Below are 26,195 nucleotides of genomic sequence, written 5' to 3'. Positions count from 1 at the left end.
CCCCAACGAGGGGCATATATCTGGAAGGGTATCATGACCGATACACGACAACCGGCTGCGCGGCCGGCAAACCCGCGTTTTTCTTCTGGCCCCTGCGCCAAACCCCCTGCCTTCACGCTCGACAAGCTGTCCGACGCCGCCCTTGGCCGGTCGCACCGCGCCGCCGTGGGCAAGGACAAGCTGAAAGCGGCCATCGAAGGCACGCGCGAGGTGCTGGGCATCCCCGCAGACTACAAGATCGGGATCGTGCCCGCCTCGGACACCGGCGCCTACGAGATGGCGATGTGGACGATGCTGGGCGCCCGCCCGGTCGAGATGCTGGCATGGGAAAGCTTCGGCTCCGGCTGGGTCACCGACGCGATCAAGCAACTGAAACTCGATGCCAAGGTGACGACCGCCGAGTACGGCCAGATCGTCGACCTGACCGCCGTCGATTGGGACGCGGATGTGTGTTTCACCTGGAACGGCACGACCTCGGGCGTGCGGGTGCCGAACGGTGACGTGATCCCGGCGGACCGCGCGGGCCTGACGCTCTGCGACGCGACCTCCGCCGCCTTCGCGATGGACCTTCCATGGGACAAGCTCGATGTGACGACCTTCTCGTGGCAGAAGGTGCTGGGCGGTGAAGCGGCGCATGGCATGCTGATCCTCAGCCCCCGCGCGGTGGAGCGGCTGGAAAGCTACACGCCGCCATGGCCCCTGCCCAAGATCTTCCGCCTGACCAAAGGCGGCAAGCTGATCGACGGCATCTTTTCCGGGGCGACGATCAACACGCCTTCGATGCTGTGCGTCGAGGATTACCTGCACTGTCTTGACTGGGCGCGCTCGGTCGGTGGGCTTTCGGGCCTCATTGCCCGCGCCGATGCAAACGCCGCCGCGATCGCCGATTTCGTCGCGGCGCATGACTGGATCGATTTCCTCGCCGAGGACCCAGCGACCCGGTCGAACACCTCGGTCTGCCTGAAATTCACCGATCCCCGCATCGGTGACGGCGCGACCTTTGCCAAGGCGGTGGCCAAGCGGCTTGAAGCGGACGGCATCGCCTATGACATCGGCGCCTACCGCGACGCCCCTCCGGGCCTGCGCATCTGGTGCGGTGCCACGGTGGAGACGTCGGATATCGACGCCATGCTGCCATGGCTTGCCGCCGCCTTCGACGCCGAAATCACCGCTCAGGCTGCCTGAAACGGGGTCGGGTGAAATCACCCGACCTACCCGCCCCTTCCCCCTGTAGGTCGGCTGCTCGCCAGCCGACCCCCGCCATAGAAAGGAGTGCCTCCATGGCCCCCAAGGTTCTCGTCTCCGACAAGCTTTCGGAAACCGCCGTCCAGATCTTCCGCGACCGCGGTATCGATGTCGACTTCATGCCCGACGTAGGCAAGGACAAGGAAAAACTGGCCGAGATCATCGGCCAGTACGATGGCCTCGCCATCCGGTCCGCGACCAAGGTCACCGAAACCATCCTGCGCCACGCCGACAAGCTGAAGGTCATCGGCCGCGCCGGGATCGGCACCGACAACATCGACAAGGTCGAAGCCTCGAAGAAAGGCGTGATCGTGATGAACACGCCCTTCGGCAACATGATCACCACCGCCGAACATGCCATCGCCCTGATGTTCGCCGTCGCCCGCCAGATCCCCGAGGCCAGTGCCTCGACCCATGCGGGCAAGTGGGAGAAATCGAAATTCATGGGCGTCGAACTGACCGGCAAGACGCTGGGCGTGATCGGCGCGGGCAATATCGGCGGCATCGTCTGCGACCGCGCGCGCGGGCTGAAGATGAAGGTCATCGCCTACGATCCCTTCCTCGGCCACGACAAGGCCGAGAAGATGGGCGTCGAGAAGGTCGAACTGGACGAGTTGCTGACGCGCGCCGATTTCATCACCCTGCACGTCCCCTTCACCGAGCAGACGGCGAACATCCTCAGCCGTGAAAACCTCGCCAAGACGAAGAAGGGCGTGCGCATCATCAACTGCGCGCGCGGCGGTCTGGTGGATGAAGAGGCGCTGGCCGAACTCATCACTTCCGGCCATGTCGCGGGCGCCGGGTTCGACGTGTTCAAGGAAGAACCGGCAACCGACAACCCGCTGTTCAACCTGCCCAACGTCGTCTGCACCCCGCACCTCGGCGCGGCCACGACCGAGGCGCAGGAAAACGTCGCCCTGCAGGTCGCCGAACAGATGTCGGACTACCTTTTGACGGGGGCCGTGACCAACGCGCTCAACATGCCGTCCGTCACCGCCGAAGAGGCCAAGGTGATGGGCCCCTGGGTCAAGCTCGCCGATCACCTCGGTGCGTTCATCGGCCAGATGACGGACGAACCGATCAAGGCGATCAACATCCTCTACGACGGCAGCGTGGCGACGATGAACCTCGACGCGCTGAACTGCAGCGTGGTGGCGGGGATCATGAAACGGGTGAACCCGGACGTGAACATGGTCTCGGCCCCCGTGATCGCCCGCGAACGCGGCATCCAGATCTCGACCACCAACCAGGACAAGTCCGGCGCGTTCGAAGGCTACATCAAGGTCACCGTGGTGACGGCCAAGCGCGAGCGGTCGATCGCGGGCACGGTGTTCTCGGACGGCAAACCGCGCTTCATCCAGATCAAGGGCATCAACATCGATGCCGAGGTCGGATCGCACATGCTCTACACCACGAACGAGGACGTGCCCGGCATCATCGGCACGCTGGGCCAGACGATGGGCGAAAACGGCGTGAACATCGCCAACTTCACCCTGGGCCGCGCGGCGGCGGGTGGCGAGGCCATCGCGCTTCTCTACCTCGACGCGCAGCCGCCCGCGCCGGTGCTGAAGAAGCTGGAGGCGACCGGCCTGTTCACGCAGGTCAAGCCGCTGGAATTCGCGCTGGCTTGACCCGCGCGCCTTGCCGTGACACGCCGCTCCCGTCCCCATGACGGGGGCGGCGTTTTCCGTTCAGGGTCCTTTCATGGCGCAACCGATTTACGCGATTGGCGACATCCACGGCCAGATCGACATGCTCGAAGAGGCGCTCGACCTGATCGCGGCGGATGGCGGTGCGGACGCGCGCATCATCTTCCTTGGCGACCTCTGTGACCGTGGCCCCGACAGCCGCGCCGTGATCGAACGGGTCCGGTCCGGGATCGAGGATCAGGGCCGCAACTGGGCTTGCGTGCTCGGCAATCACGACCTGATGTTCCGCACCTTCGTCGAAACCGGCGCCGACGGCCCGCCCCGGCTGCACGCCAAGGGCCTGACCTGGACCAACCCGCGCCTCGGTGGCCTCACCACGCTCGCCTCTTACGGCATCGACACCGAAGACGCACCGACCGCCGAGATGCAGAAGGCCGCCGCGCAGGCGGTCGACCCGGCGCACCTGCGCTTCATCGACAGCCTGCCGCTCTACCTGTCCGAAGGCGATTGCCTCTTCGTGCATGCGGGCATCCGGCCCCACGTCCCCCTGTCCGATCAGGTCGAGGACGACCTTGTCTGGATCCGCGAAGGCTGGCTCGATTTCGACGGGGCGCTGCCGTGGCTGGTGGTGCATGGCCACACCGCGCTCGATATCGCGCAGCACCACGGCAATCGCGTGAACCTCGACAGCGGAGCGGGCTATGGCCGGCCCCTGACAGCCGCCGTGTTCGAAGGTGACAAGGTCTGGACCCTGTCCGCGCATGGCCGCGCCCGGCTCTTGCCATCGGGCTAAGGCCGGCGGGTGACCGACCGACGCGTAGGACGGGTGATCCTCACCCGTCTCCGGTTGCGATGGGCAGGGTTGGGAACTGGCCCCATTCCGACCACGACCCGTCATAGAGCGCGTGGTCATCCTTGCCGAGGATCGTCAGCGCCAGCGACAGAACCGCCGCCGTCACGCCCGACCCGCAGGTGGTGATCGCGGGTTTGGACAGATCGACGCCCGCCGCCTCGAACGCAGCGCGCAAATCGGCCTCGTCCTTCATCGTGCCGTCCCCGTTCAGGAGGCTCTGGAAAAAAACGTTCTTCGATCCGGGAATGTGGCCCGCGCGCAGACCGGGGCGCGGCTCTTCGGCCTCGCCCTGGAACCGTGCCGGGGAGCGAGCATCGATGATTTCCGTATTGCCAAGCTTGGCCGCCTGCGACACCTGCGTCACGTCCCGCACCATCTGGTTCTGGAACCTGACAACAATGTGACGGTCGCGCACGATGGGTGGCATGTCTTCTATTGGACGGTTCTCGGCACGCCATTTCGGGAAGCCGCCATCCAGCACGGCCACGTCGTTGTGGCCCATCAGGCGGAACAGCCACCAGACACGCGCCGCGCTCATCAGGCCCGACCCGTCATAGACGACGATCTGGTGCCCGTCGCCCACGCCCATCGCGCGCATCCTGCTCATGAACTTCTCGACCGGCGGCACCATGTGCGGCAGGTCGCTGCGCTGGTCGGAAATCTCGTCGATGTCGAAAAACCGCGCGCCGGGGATATGCGCCTCGGCATATTCCGCCTTGGGGTCGCGCCCGTCGGTCGGCAGGTACCACGACGCATCCAGCACCCGCAGGTCCGGGTCCTTCAGATGCGCGGCCAGCCAGTCCGTCGAGACGAGGGTTCGGGGATCGTCCTGCATGCCAGTGCTCCGCATAGATCGCATCGTGCGTACAAAGGCCGCCCTTCGGGCGCAAGGGGGCCACGCGCGCTGAACTTCACATAGCGCGTTTTGAGAAAGCCTCCCGAAATGGTACCATTGATCCAGTTATTTTGAATTGAAAGGATTTGTCATGATACCCGTTGACGGTGATTTCATCTTTGCGGTCGCCCCCCGTTTTTCCGGCGACAAGGCCGATGCCCAGCGCCGGATCGTCGGCGCGATCTCGGGCCAGTTCTCCGAAATTCTGGAAAGCTACAACATCTCGACCTTCCTGCGGATCGCGCATTTCATGGGGCAGGTCACGCATGAATGCGCAGGCTTTCGCACGACCGAGGAGTTCGCCTCGGGCGCGGCATACGAGGGGCGGCAGGACCTCGGCAACATCCATCCCGGTGACGGCAAGCGGTACAAGGGGCGCGGCCTGATGCAACTGACCGGGCGGGACAATTACCGCCGCATCGGTGGCAAGCTGGGGCTTGACCTCGAGGGCAACCCGGAACAGGCGGGCGAGCCCCTGACCTCGCTGAAGATCGCCTGCGAGTTCTGGAAAAGCCGGTCGATCAACGACCCCTCCGACCGCGACGACCTTGAAGCGGTCACCCGTCTGGTGAACGGCGGGCTGAACGGGCTGGAAGACCGCCGTCAGTACCTGCGCAAGGCGAAGGAGGCATTGCGCGCCCGTCAGGGCCTGATCGTGGCCAGCCAGCAGGGCGGCGCGCGCCCGGTGCTGCGACGCGGATCGTTCGGCGCGTCCGTGGCGGAATTGCAGAGGCTGCTGGCAGGTGCCGGCTTCCCCACCGCGATCGACTGGGATTTCGGCCCGGCCACCGAGCTTGCGGTGCTGATGTTCCAGCGCGCGACGGGGCTCGAAGACGACGGGATCGTCGGCAAGGACACGTGGGAGGCCCTCGGCGGCTGAACCGCGCCGGCGCTGCCACGCGTAAAGGGTGCCCGGCCACTGACCGGGCACCCGATCACATCACTTGGCCATCATGTTGCGCACGGCACCGACGATGGCGAGCACCACGCCGCCACCGACGCCGCCACCCGCGACCTGCCCGATGATCGCGCCGATATCGAGGCCACCGGCCTCGCCCGCCGCGCCTTCCAGACCCGGTGCGCCCATCATGCCCAGCAACTGGCCACCGATGCCGCCGCCCACGATGCCCGAGATCGAGTTGATCAGCGTGCCCTGGTCCAGCTTCTTCAGAAGGCCACCGGCGACGTTGCCGCCAACCGCGCCCGAGATCAGCGAGATAATGAGTTCCATTGCGTTCCCTTTCGCGGGCGCCCTTCAACAGGTGACACAGCGCGCCGGCCCCCGAAAGCGGCACTGCCGCCCCCGAAATACGTCCTATGCTGCATTTCACCTAGCGGGAAATGCCATTCCCGGTTCCCCGTGGCCTGCGCGCGGGCCTATTCGCCGTGGCGCAGCAGGCGCTGTTTCTGGCGGTTCCAGTCGCGCTTGGCCTCGGTCGCGCGCTTGTCGACGTTCTTCTTGCCCTTGGCGATGCCGATCTTCAGCTTCGCCATGCCGCGATGGTTGAAATACAGAACCAGCGGCACCAGCGTCATGCCCTTGCGCTGCGTATCGGCCCACAGGCGCGACAGCTCCTTGCGGCTGACCAGCAGCTTGCGGCGGCGCTTTTCGTCATGCTTGAACGTCTTGGCCTGGTCGTATTGCAGGATCGTGGAGTTCACGAGCCATAACTCGCCCTCCTCCACCGCGGCATAGCTTTCGGCGATGTTCGCGCCGCCTTGCCGCAGGGATTTTACCTCGGACCCCTCAAGGACGATGCCGCATTCGATATCGTCCTCGATCGCGTAATCGTACCGTGCGCGCCGGTTCTCGGCGACGACCTTGTAATTGGGATCTGTCTTGGGCTTGGCCATGGTGACAGCCTAGGTAGGGTGCGGCAGCGGCCTTGTCTAGGAGCGCTAGAAGTCCGTGCGCGGCTGGCAGAGACCGCCGCGCAGGCACCGGCGCAACCGCCGCTCCATTTTCGCGGTCGGGTTCGGGAAGGCATTGCCGCCGCACGGCCCGATGTCGACCTCGAAACCACCGTCATCCCTGATCCGCGCAAAGGCCAGCATCTGGCCTCCCGATTGCGCACCGCCACACCACGGGCCAAGGCACGTGACCCGCAGGGTCAGGTCGCGGTCAAGCGGCTCGGTAAACCCCTTCCGCGTCAGGCTGTGCCCGGCAAAGGCCGCCGTGATCTCGGTCACCGGTCTGGTCGCGTTCGGATCCTTGCGCGGCGGGCTCGGCAGCTTGGCCTCGTCGAACGTGAAGATGCCCCGGATCACGAGATACCGGTCCTCCTGTTCATCCGCCCACTTGAACGTCCGCGCCACGTCCGGCGGCACACAGGACAGCGCGGCGGCCTGTCCGGCGGCCAGAAGGCCAAGGATCAGGGCCAGCGCGCGCATGTCACAGGTGATCTGCGAAACTGTCGATCACGCGCGCGTAGACGTCGCGCTTGAAGGGCACGATGTTGGGGATCAGCGCATCGACCGGCGACCACCGCCATTCGGTGAATTCGTGATCGTACTTGAAGATGTCTATGCAATCGTCCGATCCGGTGAACCGCATCAGGAACCACTTCTGCGTCTGGCCGCGCCACTTGCCGCCCCACAGCCGTCCCTGCAGCTCGGGCGGCAGGTCATACTCGATCCAGTCGGGCGCTTCCGCCTCGACCCGAACCAGCGTGGGCGGGATGCCCGTTTCCTCTTCCAGTTCGCGCAGGGCGGCGGCCTGCGGGTCCTCGCCCTTGTCGATCCCGCCCTGCGGCATCTGCCAGGCCTCTGTTCCCGCGGGCCTGTCCTTGCGCTGGGCGGTAAAGACCAGCCCGTCCGCGTTGCGCAGCATGATGCCCACGTTGGGGCGGAAAGGCAGCTTGGCGATCTGTTCCGGGGTCATGACCATCACTTGCAACGGGATGTAGGTCGGATGATTTCATCCGACCTACCTTTCAGGTTCAGTCCGACGGGCCGAGCGCGCTCAGGCCCTTGAGGATGTCGATGGCATACGACAGCTGGTAATCCTCCTCGCGCAGCGCGGCGGCGGCTTCGGCCTTGGCCTGCTCTTCCTTGATCTGCTCGATCTGGTCCTCGGTCAGCGAGTCGTTGTCGAGCGATCCGCGCAGGTCCGCCTCGGACCGGTTGCGGCGGGTTTCCGTCTCGCCCTCGTCCTCGGGGTTTGTCTCGCGGCGCGGCTGGGTGACCACGATGTCGGGCGAGATGCCCAGCGCCTGGATCGACCGGCCCGACGGCGTGTAATACCGCGCCGTGGTCAGGCGCATCGCGCCGTCACCGCGGAGCGGCATGACCGTCTGGACCGATCCCTTGCCGAAGGACTTGGTGCCCACCACGATGGCGCGGCGGTGATCCTGCAGCGCCCCCGCCACGATTTCCGAGGCCGAGGCCGACCCGCCGTTGATCAGCACCACGATGGGCTTGCCCTCGGCCAGGTCGCCGGGGGTTGCGTTGAACCGGTCGCCATCCGCCGGGTCGCGGCCCCGCGTCGACACGATCTCTCCCTTTTCGAGGAAGGCGTCCGACACCCGGATCGCCTGCGTCAGGAGGCCGCCGGGGTTGTTGCGCAGATCGACGATGAAGCCCGTGACGTTGTCCATCCCGCCCAGCGCCTCGACCTCCTCGGCCAGCTTGGCTTCGAGGTTCGGCATGGTCTGGTCGTTGAACGTGGTGATCCGCAGGACGACCGTCGACCCTTCCGTCCGCGACCGCACGGCGGTCAGCTTGATGGTGTCGCGGATGATCGACACGTCGAACGGCTCCGCCTCACCCTCGCGCACGACGGTGATGATGATTTCCGACCCGACCGGGCCGCGCATCAGGTCGACCGCCTCGTCAAGGCCAAGGCCCAGCACCGATTCGCCGTCCACGTGGGTGATGAAATCACCCGCCTCGATCCCCGCTTCCATCGCGGGTGTGCCGTCGATGGGGGAGACGACTTTGACAAAGCCCTCTTCCTGCGTGACCTCGATACCAAGGCCCCCGAACTCGCCGCGCGTCTGGACGCGCATCGCCTGCGCGTCCTCGGGCGACAGGTAGGACGAATGCGGATCAAGCGAGGTCAGCATCCCGTTGATCGCCGCTTCGATCAGGTCGGATTCGTCGACCTCCTCGACATACTGCGCGCGGATGCGCTCGAAGATGTCGCCGAACAGGTCAAGCTGCTCGTAGACACTGGTTTTCGCCGTCGCTTCCTGCGCCAGCAGTGGCGCGGCGATCTGCGTCGTCGCAAGGATCCCCGCCAGCACGCCGCCCGAAACGGCCATGACCACTTTTCTCATCGACTATCCTTTGTCCTGGGCGAACCACGTTTGCGGGTCCACCGGGCTTTGCCCCTCTCTGACCTCTATATAGAGCGTCTCTGTCCGGTCAGTGCCAGCCCCCTCACGCCCCTGTGACGACAGGTCCGCGGGCGTACCTCCCATGCGGCCCACCGGGGTGCCCGCGGGCACGACCTCGCCGGTCTCGCCATAGACGACCTCCATGCCCGCCAGAACGAACATCAGATCGGCCTGCGGTTCAAGGATCATCACCAGCCCGTAATCCAGCAAGGGGCCGCGATAGCGGATCGTTGCCGCCACCGGCGTAGTGACCAGCGCCTGCGGGCGGGTCGCCATGACGATGCCGGGCCGGGTGATGCCGGCCGCGTCGGCCTCCCCCGCGCGGCGCAGGATCACGCCCTGCACCGGCATCGGCAGGCGCCCCTTGCGGTGCAGGACCGACGGCAGGCTGCCCGGCACCTCGTTGCGCGCCACGCTGCGGATCTGCGTGGCAAAGGCATCCAGCGTGTCGGTCGCGGCCAGAAGCGCGGCGGTGCGGGCGGGGTCCTCGATGAACCGGCGCGGCAGGTCGACCCGGTCGGCCAGCGCCTGGCTCAGCGCCACGCGCGCCTCCTGCACCTGCGCCAGCCCCGCCTGCAGGTCCGCCGCCGCCTTCTGGCGGACGGCACGCATGTCGCGCACGCGGGTAAGATCGGCGGCGACCGCCTGCGCGCGGGCATCCAGCGCGGGCACCACGTCGCTCACCAGCATCCCCGCCCGCGCCGTGCCCAGCGCGCCCGACGGGTGCAGCAGGGCCGTGGGCCGCGCGTTGTCGCCCATGGATTGCAGCACGCCCAGTAGCTGCGCCAGTTCCGCGCGCTGCGCGTCCAGCTTCAGCGCAAGGCGGCGCTCCTCGATGGTGGCGGCGCGCAAGCCGTCCCGCAGCGCGGCAAGCCCTGCCTCGTAACTCTGCACCGCGCCGGTCAGCGCGCGCACGCGGTCCCGCGCGCCCTTCGCTGCTTCCAGAGCATCCGTCGCCTCGGACAGCCGGTCGGCGGCGCGGGTCGCGGCGGCGGCAATCTCTTCCGCCTCCTGCGCGACCGCCGGCCCGCCGAAGCCAAGCCCGACCCCCAGCCACAGACAAAGAGCCCAGCCCAGCCTCATGCGATCAGAGACGTCCCGGTCATCTCGTCCGGCTGGTCGAGCCCCATCAGCTGCAAGAGCGTCGGCGCAAGGTCGGACAGCTTCCCACCTTCGCGCAGCGTCGCGCCCTCCGGCCCGCCAAACAGGATCACGGGCACCGGGTTCAGCGTATGCGCCGTGTGCGGCCCGCCGGTTTCGGGATCGACCATCACCTCGCAATTGCCGTGATCGGCGGTCAGCACCATCGCGCCACCGGCTTTTTCCAGCGCGGCCACCACGCGGGCCAGCCCGCGATCCACCGCCTCGCAGGCTGCAATCGCCGCATCCAGATCGCCGGTATGCCCCACCATGTCCGGGTTGGCATAATTGGTGACGATCAGGTCATAGCCGTCCTCGATTGCCTTCACGAAGGCATCGGTCACCGCCTCCGCCGACATCTCGGGCTGCAGGTCATAGGTCGCCACCTTGGGGGACGGAGGCATGTGACGGTCCTCCCCCGGTTCGGGTGTTTCCACGCCGCCATTCAGGAAAAAGGTGACGTGCGGGTATTTCTCGGTTTCCGCCAGACGGAACTGGCGCTTGCCCGCCTTGGCGACCCATGCGCCCAGCGTGTTCACGATCTCCCGCTTCGGGAACACGGTGTCGAGCCATTCGGCATGCCGGTCGGAATACTCCACCATCCCCAGCCGCGCTGCCAGCTTGGGCATCTCCCGCCGGTCGAACCCGTCGAATTCCGGGTCGCAGATCGCGGCGAGGATTTCCCGCGCGCGGTCGGCCCGGAAGTTGAGGCAGAAGAGCCCGTCCCCCTCTTCCATGCCCGCGTAGTCGCCGATGACGGTGGCGGGCAGGAACTCGTCGGTCTTGCCGTTGGTATAGCCCGCTTCGACCGCGTCCTGCGCGGTGTTGGCCCGCGCGCCCTCGCCCCGCACCATCGCGGCATAGGCGGTCTCGACCCGCTCCCACCGGTTGTCGCGGTCCATGGCATAGTAACGCCCGATCACGGTGCCGATGCGGGCGGTGGCGGGAAGGTCCGCGACGAGGTCGGCGATGAAGCCGTCGGCGGATTTCGGCGCCACGTCGCGGCCATCGGTGATCGCGTGGATGACCACCGGCACGCCCGCATCGGTCAGCGCCCGCGTCGCGGCCTTGATATGCGCGATATGGCCGTGCACGCCCCCGTCCGACACGACGCCCATCAGGTGCGCGGTGCCGCCGGTGTCCTTCAGCCTGTCGATGAAGCGTCCGAGCGCGGGGTTGTCAAAGAACGACCCGTCCTCGATCGCGAGGTCGATCTGGCCAAGGTCCATCGCCACCACCCGGCCCGCGCCGATATTGGTGTGGCCGACCTCGGAATTGCCCATCTGGCCCGAGGGCAGGCCGACGGCGGGGCCATGGGTGGTGAGCGTCGCATGCGGGCAGGTCGCCATCAGCCGGTCGAAGGTCGGCGTCCGGGCCAGCACCGGCGCGTTCGCCTCGCGCCCCTCGCTCACTCCCCAACCGTCAAGGATGCACAGGACAACGGGTTTGGGCACGGGCATGGGCGTCTCCGGGATGGCGTGCTGCCGTTTTAACGGCGCGGTGCGTCGGGGGGAACCGGGAAAGGGGGGTGCGTGCTTCCTTGCGCGGAATCAAGGCCGCAGCCCGCCGCGCCATCGCCGGCGCGCCCCCACGCGGCGGCGATTTGGCTGGTCATTGCGCAAAGCAAGTGTGTTGTGCGGAAATGGCCGCCATAAAGCACCCAAGCCCGACGTCCGGATCGCCACCGCGCGCGCCGTCAATGGCGCGCGGGGATCACGCCTAAACTGTCACTCCGTCAACTCCACCCGCGCCCGCGCGGCACGGCCGTCGGCGTCGATCACCGTCACCTCGGTCCAGCCGCGGCCCAGCCCGTCCAGCACCCGCTCCAGCCTGTGATCCCGCGCGCCCACGGGCGCACCGTTGGCCAGCCACAGGAACGGCGCGCGTCCGCCGCGCACCTTCACCGTCAGCGCGCCCCGGTCCAGCGCCACGCGCGCGCCGTCGGGCGGAAAGGCCAGCTTCGGCCCGTCCGTTCGCGCGACCTCTCCGCGCGGGCGGAACCGTTGCAGGGGCGCGGGCAGCCGGTCCTGCGCGACGATCAGCGTCTCGGGCGGCGGCGCGGGCAAGGGATCGACCTCGGGCTTCACCCGCTCGAAGGCGGCAAACAGCAACGGCGCGGCGATGTCGGCGCCGAAGGCCCCCGGCACCGGCGTCCCGTCGGGCCGCCCGACCCAGACGCCCACAACGTGCCGCCCGTCCCATCCCAGCGCCCAGGCATCGCGGTGGCCATAGGACGTGCCGGTCTTGTAGGCGAAGCGCCACGGCACCGAACCGGGCGGCGGCGGCAGGTCGGCCAGCACGTGCCCCACCTGCCACGCCGCGCGGCGTTCCACCAACCGGCGCGGCGCGGGCCCTTCGGCGCCCTTGCGCCAGTGCCACGGCGCGGTCTCGCCCATCCGGGCCAGCGCGGCGTAGGCGCGGGTCAGCTCTTCCAGCGTCAGGCCAACCCCGCCAAGCACCACCGCAAGTCCCGCCGCCTCTCCCTGCAACTCGGGAGTGGCCCCGGTGCGCGTCAGCGCCGACATCAGGTGCGCCGGACCCAGCGCCTGCGCCACCTGCACCACCGGCGTGTTCAGCGACAGCCGCAAGGCCTCGGCCACGTGCAACTCACCCCGGTACACCCCGTCGAAATTCTGCGGCGCGTAGCCGTCGAAATCGACGGGCCGGTCGTCGATCAGCGTCTCGGGATGGGCGAGCCCCCGATCAAACGCCAGCGCGTAGACAAACGGCTTCAACGTCGATCCGGGCGAGCGTTTGGCCTGCGTCATGTCGACGAACCCCTCGCGCGCCTCGTCGCGGTAGCCCGCCGACCCGACCGAGGCGAGCACCTCCCCCGTCCCGTGATCGGCCACCACGATAGCCACCGACAACCGCCGCCCCGCCTCCCGCGCCGTTTGCGCGGCAAGCTTCTCCAGCGCGACCTGCAAGCCGCGCTCCACGGTGAGGTCATGGCGCGGCCATGTCGGCTCGGCCTCTCGCGCGCGCTCCGCCAGATGCGCGGCAAGGGTCGGGAAGGGCGTGCGGCCCTCGGGGAAGGGTTCGCGATCGGCCACCGCCAGCGTCTCGTCCGCGATCAGACCGGCCTCGTGCAGCCGCGCCAGTACCCGCAGCCGCGCGGCGCGCGCGGCCTCGGGGCGGCGATCCGGGCGGCGGGCTTCGGGCGCTTGCGGCAACGCCACCAGCAGCGCCGCCTCCGCCGGGGTCAGCCGCGCCGGTTCCCTCCCGAAATACGCGAGCGTCGCCGCGCGCACGCCTTCAAGGTTGCCGCCATAGGGCGCGTGCAGCAGGTAGAGGCCAAGGATCTCGTCCTTCGACATGACCCGCTCAAGCTTCAGCGCCAGCCGCACCTGCCGCAGCTTGCCCGCCATGCGCCCGGTGCCCGAGTTCTCCAGCAGCCGCGCGACCTGCATGGTCAGGGTCGATCCGCCCGACACGACCCGCCCGTGCCACAGCGACAACACGGCCGCCCGCGCCAGCGCCACCGGGTCGACGCCACCATGTCGGTAGAACCGCTTGTCCTCGTACCGGACGAGCATCTTCAGGTAATCGGGATCGACCTGCGCGCGGTGCACCGCCAGCCGCCAGCGCCCGTCCTCGACCGTGAAGGCGCGCAGCAAAAGCCCGTCGCGGTCCCGCACCTCGACCGAGGTCTCGGCCACCAGCGGCGGCAACACGGTCGCGTCGATCCAGTCCCGCGCGGCATCCAGCCCCGCGCCCAGCGCCCACAGGGCCAACGCCGCAACAAGGACTGCATGCCTACGCATCGCCCTGCTCCTCGGCCCGCCACAAGCCCGGATAGTCTGTGACGAACCCGTCCGCGTTGACCGTCAGGTCGGCGCGAAAGCCGGTCGTGTGCGAGACGTAGCGCACGCGCGCCTCGTCCTCCCGGACATAGACCTGTTCCAGCAGCTCCAGCCGTGCCTCGGGCCACCGGAACCACGCCGCGCGCACACCGGCCTTCTGGCCCGGTTGCAACACGCGGACCGGCATCAGGTTCGTCGCCGGGGTAAAGGCAAGGTCGATGTCCCGTGCCTCGGGCGGTACGTCCTGCCGCTCGCCGTTCATCGTCCATCCGTCCGCGTCACGGGCAAAGGCCCAGCCAACGTCCCGGCCCTCCGCGGTGCCGGCCACGTCCGCGCTGATCGTGCGCCACGCGGGATCGCAGCGGACAACGTAATCCAGCGCGCTGTCATCGAACCGCGCATGGCCCACCAGCAACCAGCCGCTGTCCTGCCGGCTGAGACGGCAGGCATCCTCTCCCGGACCGTCCAGCCTGCGCCACCGGATGGACGCGACGGGCTGGGTCACCGGATCTCGATCCGGCCCGCCTCGGTGCGGGCGCGGAACTGCGGCAGGTACATGTCCTCGACCGTGGCGGCGGGGTGGTGGAACACGCCCGGCGACACCGCCCGCACGATATAGGCCAGCGTGATCGGCTTCTCGTCGCGCTTGTCCACGGCGGCAAGGAAGCGGTCGGCGCGGAACTCGGTATGCTCGGCGCGGGACGGTTTCAGCCAGTCGAGCGCGCGGATGTCGCCCGCGCGGATCAGGTTGGGATTGTCGATCTCGAACCCGGCGGGCAGCGCATCGTTCACCATCAGCCGCGCCTGCCCCTTTTCGGCGGGCGAAACGGTCAGCACCGCGACGAACCGGTCGCCCACATTCGCGATACCCGGCATCGGCTCGCCGTCCATCGTGTAAAAGGCCCGCGTCAGGGTATAGCCATAGCCCGAAGCAGGCACCGGCACGTCGGGCACACCGAAGGTGGTCAGCGTCAGGTCGGTCGTGACCGCCGCGCCGTTGGTGATCGCCAGCGGATCCGCCATCGCCTGATCCTCCAGCACGCGCACGAAGGGCCCGTCGATCGGCTGGCCGTTCACCCGCACATCCGACAGCGACGGATCGCGCAGCATCGCCTGCGCCGCCAGCAGGGCCCAGGCCTGCTCCTGCGTCGACCGGGGCCGCCCGCGCGCGTTGATCAGCTGCGTCAGCGCCTCGCGATCCACCACGGTCGAGCCATGCTCGACCGCCAGCGTCAACAGCCCCGACAGGTCCCGCTGCGACGTGCCGAAATCTGCGCGGAACAGGCGGTCTTCGCCAGGCAGGCGCACCGTCTGCCGCACGGCCTGCGCGAACATCATGTCGGCCCGCGCCTGGTCGCCGTACATCGCCAGCGCCGCGCCGATCTGCGCCGCGGCCAGCGGCGTGGCAAAGTTCGTGCGCTTTTCGTCGGCGTAGTACCGCAGCGTCCCCATCGCCGCGCGCCCCTCGCGCGCCAGCACCATCAGGGCATAGGCCAGATCCTGCCCGCCGTTGTCGAAATCGGGGGCGTAGTTCACCTGGTTCATCAGGTTGTCCAGCGCCGTGTCAAAGGCGAGGTCGGGCACCGCGTGCCCCTGCGCCCGCGCGCGGCTCAGGAAATCCGACACGTAGGCATCGAGCCACAGATCACCGCTGTCCACGCGCCACATGCCGAAGGCCCCGTTCGCGCCCTGACGGCTCAGCACCCTCTCGACCGCCTGCCCGATCCGCATGCGGATCGCGTCGCCCCGGCCAAGGTCCATCGCCTCGGCGACAGAGGACAGGTACAGAAGCGGCATCGCCTGGCTCGTCACCTGTTCGGTACAGCCGTAAGGGTAGCGATCCAGCGCCTGCAACAGCCCCGGCGCATCCAGCCGCGCCAGCGGCCCCGCCGACACGGTGGCCGACCCGGTCCCGTCACGCAGCCCTGCGAACACGTCGTCGGTCAGCGTGAAGGTATCGCCCGCCGCCAGCGCGAAACGCTGGGTCGTCGCGATCTCGGGGTCGTTGGCGCGCACCGGGAGAGTGAGCGGCTTGCGCAACTCGGTCCCGTCGGGTGTCGTCAGCGTCACCACCAGCGCATGATCGCCGGGGTCTTGCGCCGTGACAGGGATCTCCACCACCGCGCGCCCCTGAGGCGCGACGGTGACCGAAGACGGAATATCCGACAGATCGACGCTCACGCCCCGCGCCTCCAGCCGCAGGAGCATCTCGCCCGCCGGGCCCTTGGCATGGGTGATCTCGACCTTCAGGCGGGACCGGTCGCCGGGAGCAAGGAACCGGGGCAGCGATGTCGCCACCACCACCGGGTCGCGCACCAGCACGTCCCGCTCCGCCTCGCCCACACCCGTGGCCGACCACGCGACGGCCATCAACCGCACGGTGCCATTGAAGGCCGGCATATCGAAGGACACCCGCGCCAGCCCGTCCGCACCCACCGTCACGGGGCCGGAAAAGAAGGCCACCAGTTCCTCGGTCGGGGGCGGCGATTGCAGCCGCGCCTCGACCCCGCCGTCGCCGCCCGACCGCAAGCGCCCCATCGCGCCGGTCTGACCGTCCAGCAGCCGCCCGTACAGGTCGCGGAATTCCACCCCCAGCCGCCGCTGGCCGAAATAGTGGTCCGACGGATCCGGGGAGGCGAACCCGGTCAGGTTCAGGATACCCAGATCGACGGCGGCCAGCGTCACATGCGCAGTCTCTCCCGCCCTGACGCCTTCGACCCGAACGGCGACGTCCAGCGGCCCGCGCGGCGCGGTCTCTTCCGCCGCCTCGATCGACACCGCCAGCCGTTTCTCGCCCGGATCGATCCGGGCATAGGCAAGGCCCAGCGCGCGGATCGGTGTGCGCGGGGCCGCGCCCTGCATCGGCTGGATCACGGTCGCGGTTACATAGGCCCCCGCGCCCCAATCCTCGGTCACGAGCAGCGGGATGCGGTTCTCGCCCGCCGTCACCTCGACCACCTCACGCGCGATCACGCGGTTCGACATGACGGTGACCAGCGCCGTGCCCGCTGCGCGCGGCAGGACGGTCAGCGTCGCCGTGTCACCGGCCCTGTATGCGGGCTTGTCGAGCGACAGTTCCAGCGTGTCCGGCGTGGCCGACGCATCGGCGGGCGCGAACCACCCGGCATAGAAACTGACCGAGGCGCTGGCATACGGCCCGTCCGTGCGCTCCACCACCAGCTCGTACCGGCCCCAATCCACGCCCGCCTCGACCGTGATGGGGGCACCGTCGATCAGCGCCGTACCACCGGCGACCTTGGTGCGGGTGGTGATCGGTTCGTATTGCCAGCGGCCGTATTGCTCGTACCACTGGTACCGCGTCCGCACGCGGTTCAGCGTCCACGCCACCTCGAACCGGCCGGGTTTCAGATCAGGCGTCAGGCCGATCAGGTCGAACGCTGCCGTACCGCCCTCGGCCACCACCTCGTCACCGCCTTGCTGGCGGATTCCCAGCAGTGGCGTGCCGGGCAGCACTTGTGCGGTGATCGCGCGTTCGACCGGGCGGCCCGATCCTTCAGACATCTCGGCGATCACCGTCGCGGCAAAGGCCGTGCCCGTCTCCTCGACCTGCGGGAAGCTCAGCACCATCTGCGTCTCTCCCGCCGCATCCGTCCGGATCGTGTCCTGGAACCGCGAGCGCGGGGTGAAGGACACGTCATGCCGCCCGAATTCGAAACCGGGAAAGCCTTCGACCGCGCGGGTCGCGGCAAGGCGCAACTCGGCCGACACCGGCAGGTCCGCGCCCGGCGCTCCGAACAGGTACCGCGCCTCGACCGACATCAGCGGACGGTCCGTCAGGCGCAGCGGCCCGTCCGGCAGGGTCAGGTCGAAATCGATGCGCTCGGGCACGAAATCCTCGACCAGGACCCGCGCCGTGGCGAGCGGCGGCGCATCCACGTCCGCCTTGACCGCGATGGCCCACGAGCCGCGCGGCACGGTGGGACCGGTCGGCATGTCGAAGACGTGGCCGCCATCGACACCCTCGGCGCTCACATGGCGCGCGTATTCCACCCCGTCGGGCCTTGTCAGGATCGCCGTCAGCGGCACATCCGGCAGCGCACTCGCTTGCCCGTCCCGCACCAGCGCGGTGGCAAAGATCGTCTCCCCCGCGCGGTAGGCTCCGCGATCGGTCGTCAGGAACACGTCGATCGGCGGCGCGGGCGGGTTGCCGGCAACACCCCGGTCGCTCAGGTCGAACGCGGGATCGGTGAGGGTGAGGAAGGTCATGTCCTCCTCCCCCCGCCGCGCGGTGATCAGCGCCGGTGCCGCACCTCCCGTGCCGCGCGTCAGCCCGGCCTCGAACGTCACCGCGCCACTGGCGTCGGTCACGCCTGTGCCCAGCACCCGGTTCGCGCGGGAGATCAGCGTGACCTCCAGCCCGTCCATCGGATCGGCCCCGGCGAGACCACGGGCAAAGACGTGCAGACCGTCCGCGCCCGACAGGCTCGTCAGGCCGATATCGGACAGCAGGAACCACTGCGTCGCGCCATCGGCATCGTAGCGGTCCACACCCGGAACCCGCGCCGTCAGCGCGTAGATGCCGGGCTCCAGCCCGCCGATCACCTCGCCCACGGGCAGGCGCGTCGTCATCGTGCGGTTCAGCGTGTTCTCGACCTCGGCGCTGCCCGTCCAGACCTCCTCCGCGATCTGGTCGAACCGGTCCTCGGACCACGCTGACAGGGGCCGCCCGAAATAGCTGTCCTGCATCGCGCGCAACAGGTTGCGGTCGCTCACCCGGCGCATCACCAGGTCAACGGTATCAAGGTTCACCGTCTCGATCGCTACGCCCGCATCGGGCGTCTTGGGCAGGACATAGGCGCGCGAGGGGAAACGTGCCTGCGGCGACCGGTCCCGCACGTAGAGCGTCAGCGCGACATCCTTGATCAGCTCCTCTCCACTTGCCGCGGGCAGGCCCGCGCGGAAGGTCAGCTGGTAGCGGCTGCCATGTTCGACCCCGTCGACGCAGACCTGGTTGCCTTCGGCGCTCACGGCCAGCCGGTCATCGGGCAGTCGGACGTAGGTGGTGTAATCGACGCCGGTCCGCACCAGCGGCTCTGAGAAGGTCGCGCAGAGGCGCGGCAGGGCAAGGTCGCTTTCCACCCGGTGCTCGACGATGCGGAAGCCGTACTTGCCGATGGCCGCGTCCAGCGCCGCGACGATCTCGGGCCGGGGCTGCATCGTCTCCGCCAGCCGCAGCGCGCGGATCGTGTCGCGCCCGCGCCCGGCGATCTCCAGCACCTCGCCCATCTCCTGCAGGATCGTCACCTGCAACCCGGTATTCGACGTGCGCAGGTAGCCGTTCATCAGCGCCGACAGGGCCGTGGCCGCGTTGCGCCGCTTTTCCGAGGTGCTGGACGTCTTCTGCGCGCGCGCCAGCCGCGCGTAATCCAGCCACATCGCCGCGTCGTCGGTCTGCGACAGGGCCGCGCCCTGCCAGTGCAGCGCCTCGCGCAGGTTGCCGGCCTCGCGGCGGTCGCGCACCGCGTCCAGCAGCACCTCGACCGTCCACTTGCCGCCGGGATGCTTGCGGCCCAGCCCCTCGGCCTGGTTGCGCGCCGCCGTCAGGTCGCGCGCGCCAAGGAACGTCAGTTCCGCCCGCCGCGCCTTGGCACGCTCTCGTGCCGCCGCGTCGGGCCGAACCATCTCGACCGAGATCGCCCCGTCATAGGCCTCCCTCTCGGTCACCGCGCTTTTCGGGAAACAGGAATTCGACCGCCGGTTGAACGTGTAGGCCACGCAGGCCGCGTTCGCCGTGCATGTCCTGCGGCATGCCTCTTCGGTCGTGTCGAACAGCGCTTGCAGGTCGGATCCGTAAAAGTCGGTGTTTTCCGACACGACAGACCGCGCTCCCGGCAGAATCGACTGTGCCGCCAACGGCGCCGCAATCACGGCCAACAGACTGAAAATCCACGTGAACCGGCGCATCGGAACCTCCCTTAATCAATGCTCCGATGGTGCCACGAGACTTGGTTTCTGACAACCGGAGCGCTTTAAGACCATCTTCACCCGTTTGCGCAACTGTGCCCCCGGAAGAAGGCGGAGGCAGGCATGGCGGCGGACCAGACCGGCAGCAGCACGGTGCGCATCGCGCAGCTTGAGGCGCAGATCACGGACCTTGAAGACCGCCTGTCGCAGGCCCGCGCCGACCTTTCGGTGCGCGGCATCGCGGCAGAGGCGGGGGTGTGGCGGACGCTTGACGCGCTCAGCCACGGCGTGGCGCTTTTCGATTCGAAAAACCGGCTGGTCCGCTGCAATGCCTGCTTCGCCCAGCCTTTCGTGTTTCACCCCGATTTCGGGCCGGGCATGACACATGATGAACTGCTCGACATGTTCATGAACGCGAAGCTGGTCGATATGGGCGGGCTCGACCCGGTGGAGTGGCGCGACCGGATGCGCGCCCGGTGGACACAGCCCCGGCCCGAAGACATGGTCGTCGATCTGGTCGATGGCCGCGCCGTGCAACTGATCGACCGGCGCGACAGCGCGGGCAACATGATCTGCCTCGTCAACAACGTGACCGCGCTAAGACAGGCCGAAAGCCGGCTGCGCGCGACGCAGGAACGGGCCGAGGCGGCAAGCCGGGCGAAATCCGCCTTCCTCGCCAACATGAGCCACGAAATCCGCACACCCATGAACGGCGTCGTGGGCATGGCCGACCTTCTGATCGAAACCGACCTGACAGAAGAACAGCGCCTCTTCGTCTCCACCATCAAAAGCTCGGGCGAGGCGCTGCTCGTCATCATCAACGACGTCCTCGACTATTCCAAGATCGAGGCGAACCGCATGATCCTGCACCCCGAACCGTTCGAGCTTGAACGCGTGGTGCACGACCTTGTCCTGCTGATGCAGCCCGCCGCGCAGAAGAAGGGTGTGACGCTGCTGGTGGATTACGACATGTTCCTGCCGTCGCGGCTGGTGGGCGATGCGGGCCGCATCCGCCAGATCCTGACCAACCTGCTCGGCAACGCCGTGAAGTTCACGCAGGAAGGCTACGTGCTGATCCGCGTCGTCGGGATCGAGATGGAAGAGGGCCTCGCCTCCATCCACGTCACGGTCGAGGATACCGGCATCGGCATCCCCGAAGATGCGCGCGACGACGTGTTCGGCACCTTCAACCAGGTCGACAATGCCGCGCACCGCAACATCGGCGGCACCGGGCTGGGCCTGTCGATCTCCAAGCGGCTGGTCGACATGATGGGCGGCGAGATCTGGGTCGACAGCGAGGAAGGCAAGGGATCGTGTTTCGGGTTCAAGGTCGTGATGCCGGTCATGCCCGACGCGTCCGACACGCCGCCGGTCCTGCCGGAAACCCTCAAACGCGCGATGATCGTCGACGACCTCGAAGTGAATCGCCAGATCCTCGACAAGCAGTTGCGCGTGCTGGGGATCGAAACCGTCACCTGCGCCTCGGGGGCCGAGGCGCTTGAACGTCTCGACGACTCGATCGACCTGGTCCTGACCGACCAGGTGATGCCGGGCATGGACGGCGTCGCGCTGGCCCGGCGCATCCGCTCATCCGGGTCGAACGTGCCGATCCTGCTGCTCTCGTCTTTCCTCGGCGGCCTGCAACTGGCCGCGAACGAGGCCGGGATCCAGGCCGTCCTGCAAAACCCTGTCCCGCGCAAGACGCTGTTCGCCAAGCTGAAGGAACTGGGCGCGCTCAACACGGAAACGCTGCGCGTCCGCGTGCAGGATGGTCCCGCACAGATCCGGCGCGGCACAAGCGGCGCGCGCCCGATGCGCGTGCTCACGGCAGAGGACAACATGACCAACCAGCTTGTCTTCGAAAAATGCGTCGCCGCACTCGACATCGACCTGCGCTTTGCCGTCAACGGGGCAGAGGCACTGGAGCTGCACGAAAGCTTCCGGCCCGACCTGATCTTCATGGACATCTCGATGCCGCAGATCGACGGGCGGCAGGCCACGGCGGAAATCCGGTCCCGCGAAACAGCGACTGGCGCCTACGTGCCCATCCTCGCCATGACCGCCCATTCCGTGGACGAGGCCGAAAGGTCACAACTCACCCTTGGCATGGACGGATGCCTGACCAAGCCCATGCGCCGGCACGAAATCATCGCCGCGATCCGCGCGTGGCAACCCGACGACACCCGCTTCCTCGATCCCGAACCCGATGCCGATGCCGAGGAATCCGCGTAAGGAGCGCCTGATGGGTCAGGCGGTCACGGCATCCCGGACAAAGGCAGGGCGATCCGGTTCCGACAGGTCGGGGGCAAAGGCATAGCCATCTATGTCGAACGCCTCGATCGCCGCCGGGTCGGTCAGGCGGTTCTGCACGACATAACGCGCCATCGCGCCCCGCGCGCGTTTGGCGAAGAAGCTGATCGTCTTCGCCACGCCCGCCTTGCGTTCAAGGAATTGCGGCGTGATCACCCGCAGCTTCAGCCGCTTCAGATCGACCGCCCCGAAATATTCCTGGCTCGCGCAGTTCACCAGCACATCGGTGCCCGTCGCCTCGCCCCGCGCGTTCAGCGCCTTGGCGGGGGCGTCGCGCCAATAGGCATAAAGGCTCGGACCCCGCCGCGTTTTCAGGCGCGATCCCATCTCCAGCCGGTAGGGCTGGATCGCGTCGAGCGGACGCAGCACACCGTAAAGCCCCGACAGGATCGCCAGCCGCTCCTGCGCCCAGTCCAGGTCCTCCGCCGACAGGCTTGGCGCGTCGAGCCCCTGGTAAGTGTCGCCCGCGAACGCCATGACCGCCGGGCGCGTCACCTCTTGGGCGGGCGTATCCTCGAACGCCTGGAACCGGTCGCGGTTCAGGCGGGCCAGGTCGTCCGACAGATCCATCAGCGCCTTCAGGCGTCCCAGCGTCAGGTTGCGCGCCGTGCGCGCCAGCCGCACCGCGTCATCCTGGAATTCCGGCTGGGTCATCGCCACGTCGCGCGCCTGCCAGTCCAGCCGCTTGGCCGGTGAAATCGTGACCAACATCGATCAATCCCCCATGGTCGTCCGCGGGATCTAGCCTGCGGCCTGCACGACGTCCAGAAAGGCCGCGCCGAACCGCTCGGCCCGGCGCTCGCCCAGAAGCTGGGTCATGGCCGCCGCGTCGCGCGGCTTGACCTCGGCCACCTTCGCCAGTTGCGACGCCGAGCAGCTCAACGGTTTCTCGGTCCCCTCCTCGCCGCGCGCAAGCGCCGCCTGCGCTTCGAGAAGCCGGTCATAGATCGCGCCCGTCTCCCGCCCCGCCAGCTTCCGGCGCGCGGGGTGGACCTGTTCCGCCTCCCCGGTGATGACCTCAAGGAAGGTCCGGCCATAGCGTTCCAGCTTCTTCGCGCCCACGCCGCCGATCCCCGCCATTTCGTCCAGCGTGGCGGGGCGCGTCTCTGCCATCTCGGCCAGCGTGCGGTCGGTGAAGATGACATAGGCCGGGACGCGTGCGGCCTCGGCCAGGGCGCGGCGCTTGGCTTTCAGCGCCGACATCAGCGGCGCATCCTCGTCCGACACCAGCGCCTTGACCGCCGGGCGGCGGGTCGTCTCGGCGGCCTTCAGCGCGTCCTTGCGCAGGGTCACCGACGCCTCGCCCCGCAGGATCGGGCGCGCGGCCTCGGTCATGCGCAGCCCGCCATGCCGTTCGGGATCGGGCCGCACGAGGTCCAGCCCCAGCATCTGCCGGAACACCGATTGCCAGACCGGGCGCGTCATGTCGCGCCCCACGCCGAAGGTGGGCAGGTCGTCATGCCCGCGCGCGCGCACCTTGTCGGTCGCGTTGCCGGTCAGCACGTCCGTCAGGTGGCCGATCCCGAAATACTCGCCCGTGCGCAGCACCGCCGACAGCGCCTTGCGCACCGCCTCGGTCCCGTCCATCACCTCGGGCGGGCTGTCGCAGTGATCGCAGCCCGCGCAGGTCTCCAACGCGTCCCCGAAATAGGCGAGCAGCTGTTTGCGGCGGCACCCCGTCGCCTCTGCCAGCCCCAAGAGCGCGTTCAGCCGCCCGTGGTCGGCCTCCTTGCGATCGGCGGGGGCAAGGCCCTCGTCGATCTGGGCGCGGCGCAGGCGGATGTCGTCGGCCCCGTAAAGCGTCAGCGTCTCCGCCGGGGCCCCATCGCGGCCCGCGCGCCCGATTTCCTGGTAGTAGGCCTCGATCGACTTGGGCAGGTCGGCATGGGCGACCCAGCGGATGTCGGGCTTGTCGACACCCATCCCGAAGGCGACCGTCGCCACCACGATCAACCCGTCCTCGCGGGAAAAGCGCGCCTCGACCACGCGGCGGTCCTCGGCCTCCATCCCGCCGTGGTAATGCACCGCCGGGTGGCCCTCTTCCCGCAGGGCGCGGGCCAGCGATTCCGTCTTCGCGCGGGTGCCGCAATACACGATCCCCGACGCGCCCTTGCGCGCCGCCGCGAATTTCAGGATCTGCGAGCGCGGGCTGTTCTTGGGCTGGAAGGCGAGGTGCAGGTTGGGCCGGTCGAACCCGTGCAGGAAGCTGACGGGCGGCTGGCCTTCGAACAGCTTCTCCACGATCTCGGCACGGGTCTCGGCATCCGCCGTGGCGGTGAAGGCCGCGACCGGCACGCCCAGCGCGCGCCGCAACTCGCCGATCCGCAGGTAATCGGGGCGGAAATCGTGGCCCCACTGGCTGACGCAATGCGCCTCGTCCACCGCGATCCGGGTCACGCCGATCCGCCGCAGCATGCCCAGCGCCGCCCCCGCCGCCAGCCGTTCGGGCGCGAGGTACAACAGCTTGAGCGTGCCCGCCTCGGCCGCCTCCCAGACGAAATCGGTTTCTTCGGGCGTGTTGCCCGAGGTCAGCGCGCCCGCGACCACGCCCGCCTCCCGCAACCCGCGCACCTGGTCGCGCATCAGCGCGATGAGCGGAGAGATCACGACCGTCACGCCCGGCGTCATCAGCGCGGGCAGCTGGAAACACAGCGACTTGCCGCCGCCGGTGGGCATGATCGCCAGCACCTCCTGCCCAGCGGCCACCGCGCGCACGATGTCCTCCTGTCCGGGGCGGAAGGCGGAATGGCCAAACACGTCGCTCAACAGCGGCGTCGGATCGGTCATGGGATCCCTGTCGGTTTGTCTAAAACTGCTCTTAGGCAAAACCTGACATACTAAGATTCGGTGAACAAGGGCCGGTGCCGCTTGTAACAGGCGCGGAATCAAGGCCGCAGGCCGCCGCGCATCGACGGGCCGCCCCCACGGCACGTCGATCTGGTTCAGCCAAAGCATCGCTCGGACGGAGCGCGGATTTTGCAAACATAAAGCGTGAAGCGGGGCCGAAGGATCGACGCACCGCGGCCCGTCTGCACACGGTGCGTAAGCTCAAGCGTGAAGTCTTAGAAAAACACCGCCGGCAGCACGAAATCACGCAGCGAAATCACGATGATGAACGCGGCAAGCGGCGCAAGGTCCAGCGGATGCGTGTTGGGCAGAACCTGCCGGATCGGGCGATAGATCGGCTCCAGCAGCCGGTTCAGCCCAGTCCAGATCTGGTAGACGAACTGCTGATGCAGGTTCAGCACCTGGAACGTGATCAGCCACGACATGATGATGTGCACGATCATGATGAAAAAGGCGACATCAAGGATCAGCTTCAAGATGCCATAGATCGCGTCGGGTGCACCCATGCCGGTGTCTCCATTCCTTCGTGTGTCCGCACATATGGCGCGCACGGCACGTGTGCAAGAGTGCCGCAAGGTCGCGATTGACGCCAACCGGCCCCTGCGTCACCTCCGCCACAAGCAGGAGACGCCCATGTACCCGTTCATCCGACTGTTCAAGGAATTGCTGGTTCACCGCAACAGCCCGCCGCTGGGCCCCCGAGACGTGCACGTGTCGCGGCACATCTGCTGGCCGTGGGACATCGACCTGTGGGTCGAGTTGAACAACGGCCGCACGCTCACGCTTTACGACCTCGGGCGGATCCCGTTCGGGCAGCGCGTCGGGCTTCTGGCGGCGCTGAAGAAGAAGGGCTGGGGCCTGACCATCGCGGGCGCCAGCGTGCGCTATCGCCGCCGCATCCGCCCGATGGAGACGTTCACGATCCGCTCCCGCCTCGCCGGCTGGGACGACCGGTTCTTCTATATCGACCAGTCGATCTGGAAGACGTCCGGCGAATGCGCCAACCAGGCGCTTCTGCGCAGCGCCGCGACCGGTCCGGACGGAATCGTGCCGCCCGCCCTTGTGGCCGAGGCGATGGGGATCGACACCGAAAGCCCGCCTTTGCCCGCCTGGGTCGCCGCCTGGGCCGATGCCGAAAGCACGCGGCCATGGCCGCCGGAATACTCACCGGATTTCAATGACACAGTTTAA

General features: G+C 68.1%; 20 protein-coding genes. 6 read left to right on the top strand and 14 right to left on the bottom strand.

The window, feature by feature from the left end; genetic code table 11:
* The first annotated feature begins 33 nt into the window (after nt 1–33).
* From ATO11_RS11745 to ATO11_RS11735, 3 genes are all read left to right on the top strand, one after another.
* Nucleotides 34–1,185 carry a phosphoserine transaminase gene (locus ATO11_RS11745; RefSeq protein WP_050531042.1) on the top strand — a complete coding sequence of 384 codons (1,152 nt, stop codon included), beginning with the start codon at nt 34–36 and terminating at the stop codon, nt 1,183–1,185.
* A 95-nt stretch (nt 1,186–1,280) separates the two neighbouring features.
* Nucleotides 1,281–2,876 (top strand): phosphoglycerate dehydrogenase, encoded by a 1,596-nt coding sequence (gene serA / locus ATO11_RS11740; protein WP_050531041.1) that lies wholly within the window; start codon nt 1,281–1,283, stop codon nt 2,874–2,876.
* Nucleotides 2,877–2,949: 73 nt separating this feature from the next.
* Entirely contained in the window at nt 2,950–3,687 is a 738-nt protein-coding gene (locus tag ATO11_RS11735) for a metallophosphoesterase family protein (RefSeq protein ID WP_050531040.1), read from the top strand.
* A 40-nt stretch (nt 3,688–3,727) separates the two neighbouring features.
* Here ATO11_RS11735 and sseA read toward each other — a convergent pair whose 3' ends face one another.
* Complete coding sequence (gene sseA, locus ATO11_RS11730) at nt 3,728–4,582, bottom strand: 3-mercaptopyruvate sulfurtransferase (RefSeq protein ID WP_050531039.1); 855 nt, start codon at nt 4,580–4,582, stop codon at nt 3,728–3,730.
* A gap of 151 nt (nt 4,583–4,733) precedes the next feature.
* On the opposite strand from sseA, the gene ATO11_RS11725 reads away from it, so the two are divergent.
* On the top strand, nt 4,734–5,522 hold the full coding sequence (locus ATO11_RS11725; protein ID WP_050531038.1) for a peptidoglycan-binding protein: 789 nt from the start codon (nt 4,734–4,736) through the stop codon (nt 5,520–5,522).
* A gap of 60 nt (nt 5,523–5,582) precedes the next feature.
* Here ATO11_RS11725 and ATO11_RS11720 read toward each other — a convergent pair whose 3' ends face one another.
* The 10 genes from ATO11_RS11720 to ATO11_RS11675 form a co-directional block, all read right to left on the bottom strand.
* Nucleotides 5,583–5,873, bottom strand: coding sequence for a hypothetical protein (locus ATO11_RS11720; RefSeq protein ID WP_050531037.1), 291 nt, complete (start codon nt 5,871–5,873; stop codon nt 5,583–5,585).
* Between the two features lie 146 nt (nt 5,874–6,019).
* The gene (gene smpB / locus ATO11_RS11715; protein WP_050531036.1) at nt 6,020–6,496 is read right to left on the bottom strand and encodes an SsrA-binding protein SmpB; all 477 of its coding nucleotides are present in this window, start codon (nt 6,494–6,496) and stop codon (nt 6,020–6,022) included.
* Between the two features lie 45 nt (nt 6,497–6,541).
* Nucleotides 6,542–7,033, bottom strand: a complete 492-nt coding sequence (locus ATO11_RS11710) for a hypothetical protein (protein ID WP_050531035.1) — start codon at nt 7,031–7,033, stop codon at nt 6,542–6,544.
* Nucleotide 7,034: 1 nt separating this feature from the next.
* Entirely contained in the window at nt 7,035–7,523 is a 489-nt protein-coding gene (locus ATO11_RS11705) for an RNA pyrophosphohydrolase (RefSeq protein ID WP_050531125.1), read from the bottom strand.
* Nucleotides 7,524–7,581: 58 nt separating this feature from the next.
* Complete coding sequence (locus tag ATO11_RS11700) at nt 7,582–8,919, bottom strand: S41 family peptidase (protein ID WP_050531034.1); 1,338 nt, start codon at nt 8,917–8,919, stop codon at nt 7,582–7,584.
* A gap of 3 nt (nt 8,920–8,922) precedes the next feature.
* Nucleotides 8,923–10,062, bottom strand: a complete 1,140-nt coding sequence (locus ATO11_RS11695; protein ID WP_050531033.1) for a murein hydrolase activator EnvC family protein — start codon at nt 10,060–10,062, stop codon at nt 8,923–8,925.
* On the bottom strand, nt 10,059–11,579 hold the full coding sequence (gene gpmI, locus ATO11_RS11690; protein ID WP_050531032.1) for a 2,3-bisphosphoglycerate-independent phosphoglycerate mutase: 1,521 nt from the start codon (nt 11,577–11,579) through the stop codon (nt 10,059–10,061). The genes ATO11_RS11695 and gpmI overlap by 4 nt, the downstream gene beginning before the upstream one ends.
* Before the next feature lie 267 nt (nt 11,580–11,846).
* The gene (pbpC, locus tag ATO11_RS11685) at nt 11,847–13,883 is read right to left on the bottom strand and encodes a penicillin-binding protein 1C (RefSeq protein WP_050531031.1); all 2,037 of its coding nucleotides are present in this window, start codon (nt 13,881–13,883) and stop codon (nt 11,847–11,849) included.
* Nucleotides 13,876–14,427, bottom strand: coding sequence for a putative glycolipid-binding domain-containing protein (locus ATO11_RS11680; RefSeq protein ID WP_050531030.1), 552 nt, complete (start codon nt 14,425–14,427; stop codon nt 13,876–13,878). The genes pbpC and ATO11_RS11680 overlap by 8 nt, the downstream gene beginning before the upstream one ends.
* Complete coding sequence (locus ATO11_RS11675; protein ID WP_050531029.1) at nt 14,424–19,847, bottom strand: alpha-2-macroglobulin family protein; 5,424 nt, start codon at nt 19,845–19,847, stop codon at nt 14,424–14,426. The genes ATO11_RS11680 and ATO11_RS11675 overlap by 4 nt, the downstream gene beginning before the upstream one ends.
* 123 nt (nt 19,848–19,970) lie before the next feature.
* On the opposite strand from ATO11_RS11675, the gene ATO11_RS11670 reads away from it, so the two are divergent.
* The gene (locus tag ATO11_RS11670; RefSeq protein ID WP_050531028.1) at nt 19,971–22,079 is read left to right on the top strand and encodes a response regulator; all 2,109 of its coding nucleotides are present in this window, start codon (nt 19,971–19,973) and stop codon (nt 22,077–22,079) included.
* A gap of 15 nt (nt 22,080–22,094) precedes the next feature.
* On the opposite strand, the gene yaaA is transcribed toward ATO11_RS11670, so the two are convergent.
* The 3 genes from yaaA to ATO11_RS11655 all read right to left on the bottom strand — a co-directional run bounded on the left by yaaA (nt 22,095) and on the right by ATO11_RS11655 (nt 25,510).
* Nucleotides 22,095–22,868 (bottom strand): peroxide stress protein YaaA, encoded by a 774-nt coding sequence (gene yaaA / locus ATO11_RS11665; RefSeq protein WP_050531027.1) that lies wholly within the window; start codon nt 22,866–22,868, stop codon nt 22,095–22,097.
* Between the two features lie 30 nt (nt 22,869–22,898).
* Nucleotides 22,899–24,944, bottom strand: coding sequence for a DNA helicase RecQ (recQ, locus tag ATO11_RS11660; RefSeq protein ID WP_050531026.1), 2,046 nt, complete (start codon nt 24,942–24,944; stop codon nt 22,899–22,901).
* A gap of 275 nt (nt 24,945–25,219) precedes the next feature.
* A complete protein-coding gene (locus ATO11_RS11655; protein ID WP_050531025.1) occupies nt 25,220–25,510 on the bottom strand; it encodes a YggT family protein in 291 nt (96 codons plus the stop codon).
* A 127-nt stretch (nt 25,511–25,637) separates the two neighbouring features.
* Between ATO11_RS11655 and ATO11_RS11650 the strand changes: the two genes are divergently transcribed.
* Nucleotides 25,638–26,195, top strand: a complete 558-nt coding sequence (locus tag ATO11_RS11650) for an acyl-CoA thioesterase (protein WP_050531124.1) — start codon at nt 25,638–25,640, stop codon at nt 26,193–26,195.

The sequence above is a fragment of the Pseudaestuariivita atlantica genome, from assembly GCF_001205715.1.
GTDB classification, from domain to species: Bacteria; Pseudomonadota; Alphaproteobacteria; order Rhodobacterales; family Rhodobacteraceae; genus Pseudaestuariivita; species Pseudaestuariivita atlantica.
This window is presented reverse-complemented; position numbering and strand designations above follow the sequence as displayed.

What these genes read in the sequence shown, in the direction of transcription:
- ATO11_RS11745 (WP_050531042.1), top strand. Translation starts at nt 34, where the DNA reads ATGACCGATACACGACAACCGGCTGCGCGGCCGGCAAACCCGCGTTTT.
- serA (WP_050531041.1), top strand. Translation starts at nt 1,281, where the DNA reads ATGGCCCCCAAGGTTCTCGTCTCCGACAAGCTTTCGGAAACCGCCGTC.
- ATO11_RS11735 (WP_050531040.1), top strand. Translation starts at nt 2,950, where the DNA reads ATGGCGCAACCGATTTACGCGATTGGCGACATCCACGGCCAGATCGAC.
- sseA (WP_050531039.1), bottom strand. Translation starts at nt 4,582, where the DNA reads ATGCAGGACGATCCCCGAACCCTCGTCTCGACGGACTGGCTGGCCGCG.
- ATO11_RS11725 (WP_050531038.1), top strand. Translation starts at nt 4,734, where the DNA reads ATGATACCCGTTGACGGTGATTTCATCTTTGCGGTCGCCCCCCGTTTT.
- ATO11_RS11720 (WP_050531037.1), bottom strand. Translation starts at nt 5,873, where the DNA reads ATGGAACTCATTATCTCGCTGATCTCGGGCGCGGTTGGCGGCAACGTC.
- smpB (WP_050531036.1), bottom strand. Translation starts at nt 6,496, where the DNA reads ATGGCCAAGCCCAAGACAGATCCCAATTACAAGGTCGTCGCCGAGAAC.
- ATO11_RS11710 (WP_050531035.1), bottom strand. Translation starts at nt 7,033, where the DNA reads ATGCGCGCGCTGGCCCTGATCCTTGGCCTTCTGGCCGCCGGACAGGCC.
- ATO11_RS11705 (WP_050531125.1), bottom strand. Translation starts at nt 7,523, where the DNA reads ATGACCCCGGAACAGATCGCCAAGCTGCCTTTCCGCCCCAACGTGGGC.
- ATO11_RS11700 (WP_050531034.1), bottom strand. Translation starts at nt 8,919, where the DNA reads ATGAGAAAAGTGGTCATGGCCGTTTCGGGCGGCGTGCTGGCGGGGATC.
- ATO11_RS11695 (WP_050531033.1), bottom strand. Translation starts at nt 10,062, where the DNA reads ATGAGGCTGGGCTGGGCTCTTTGTCTGTGGCTGGGGGTCGGGCTTGGC.
- gpmI (WP_050531032.1), bottom strand. Translation starts at nt 11,579, where the DNA reads ATGCCCGTGCCCAAACCCGTTGTCCTGTGCATCCTTGACGGTTGGGGA.
- pbpC (WP_050531031.1), bottom strand. Translation starts at nt 13,883, where the DNA reads ATGCGTAGGCATGCAGTCCTTGTTGCGGCGTTGGCCCTGTGGGCGCTG.
- ATO11_RS11675 (WP_050531029.1), bottom strand. Translation starts at nt 19,847, where the DNA reads ATGCGCCGGTTCACGTGGATTTTCAGTCTGTTGGCCGTGATTGCGGCG.
- ATO11_RS11670 (WP_050531028.1), top strand. Translation starts at nt 19,971, where the DNA reads ATGGCGGCGGACCAGACCGGCAGCAGCACGGTGCGCATCGCGCAGCTT.
- yaaA (WP_050531027.1), bottom strand. Translation starts at nt 22,868, where the DNA reads ATGTTGGTCACGATTTCACCGGCCAAGCGGCTGGACTGGCAGGCGCGC.
- recQ (WP_050531026.1), bottom strand. Translation starts at nt 24,944, where the DNA reads ATGACCGATCCGACGCCGCTGTTGAGCGACGTGTTTGGCCATTCCGCC.
- ATO11_RS11655 (WP_050531025.1), bottom strand. Translation starts at nt 25,510, where the DNA reads ATGGGTGCACCCGACGCGATCTATGGCATCTTGAAGCTGATCCTTGAT.
- ATO11_RS11650 (WP_050531124.1), top strand. Translation starts at nt 25,638, where the DNA reads ATGTACCCGTTCATCCGACTGTTCAAGGAATTGCTGGTTCACCGCAAC.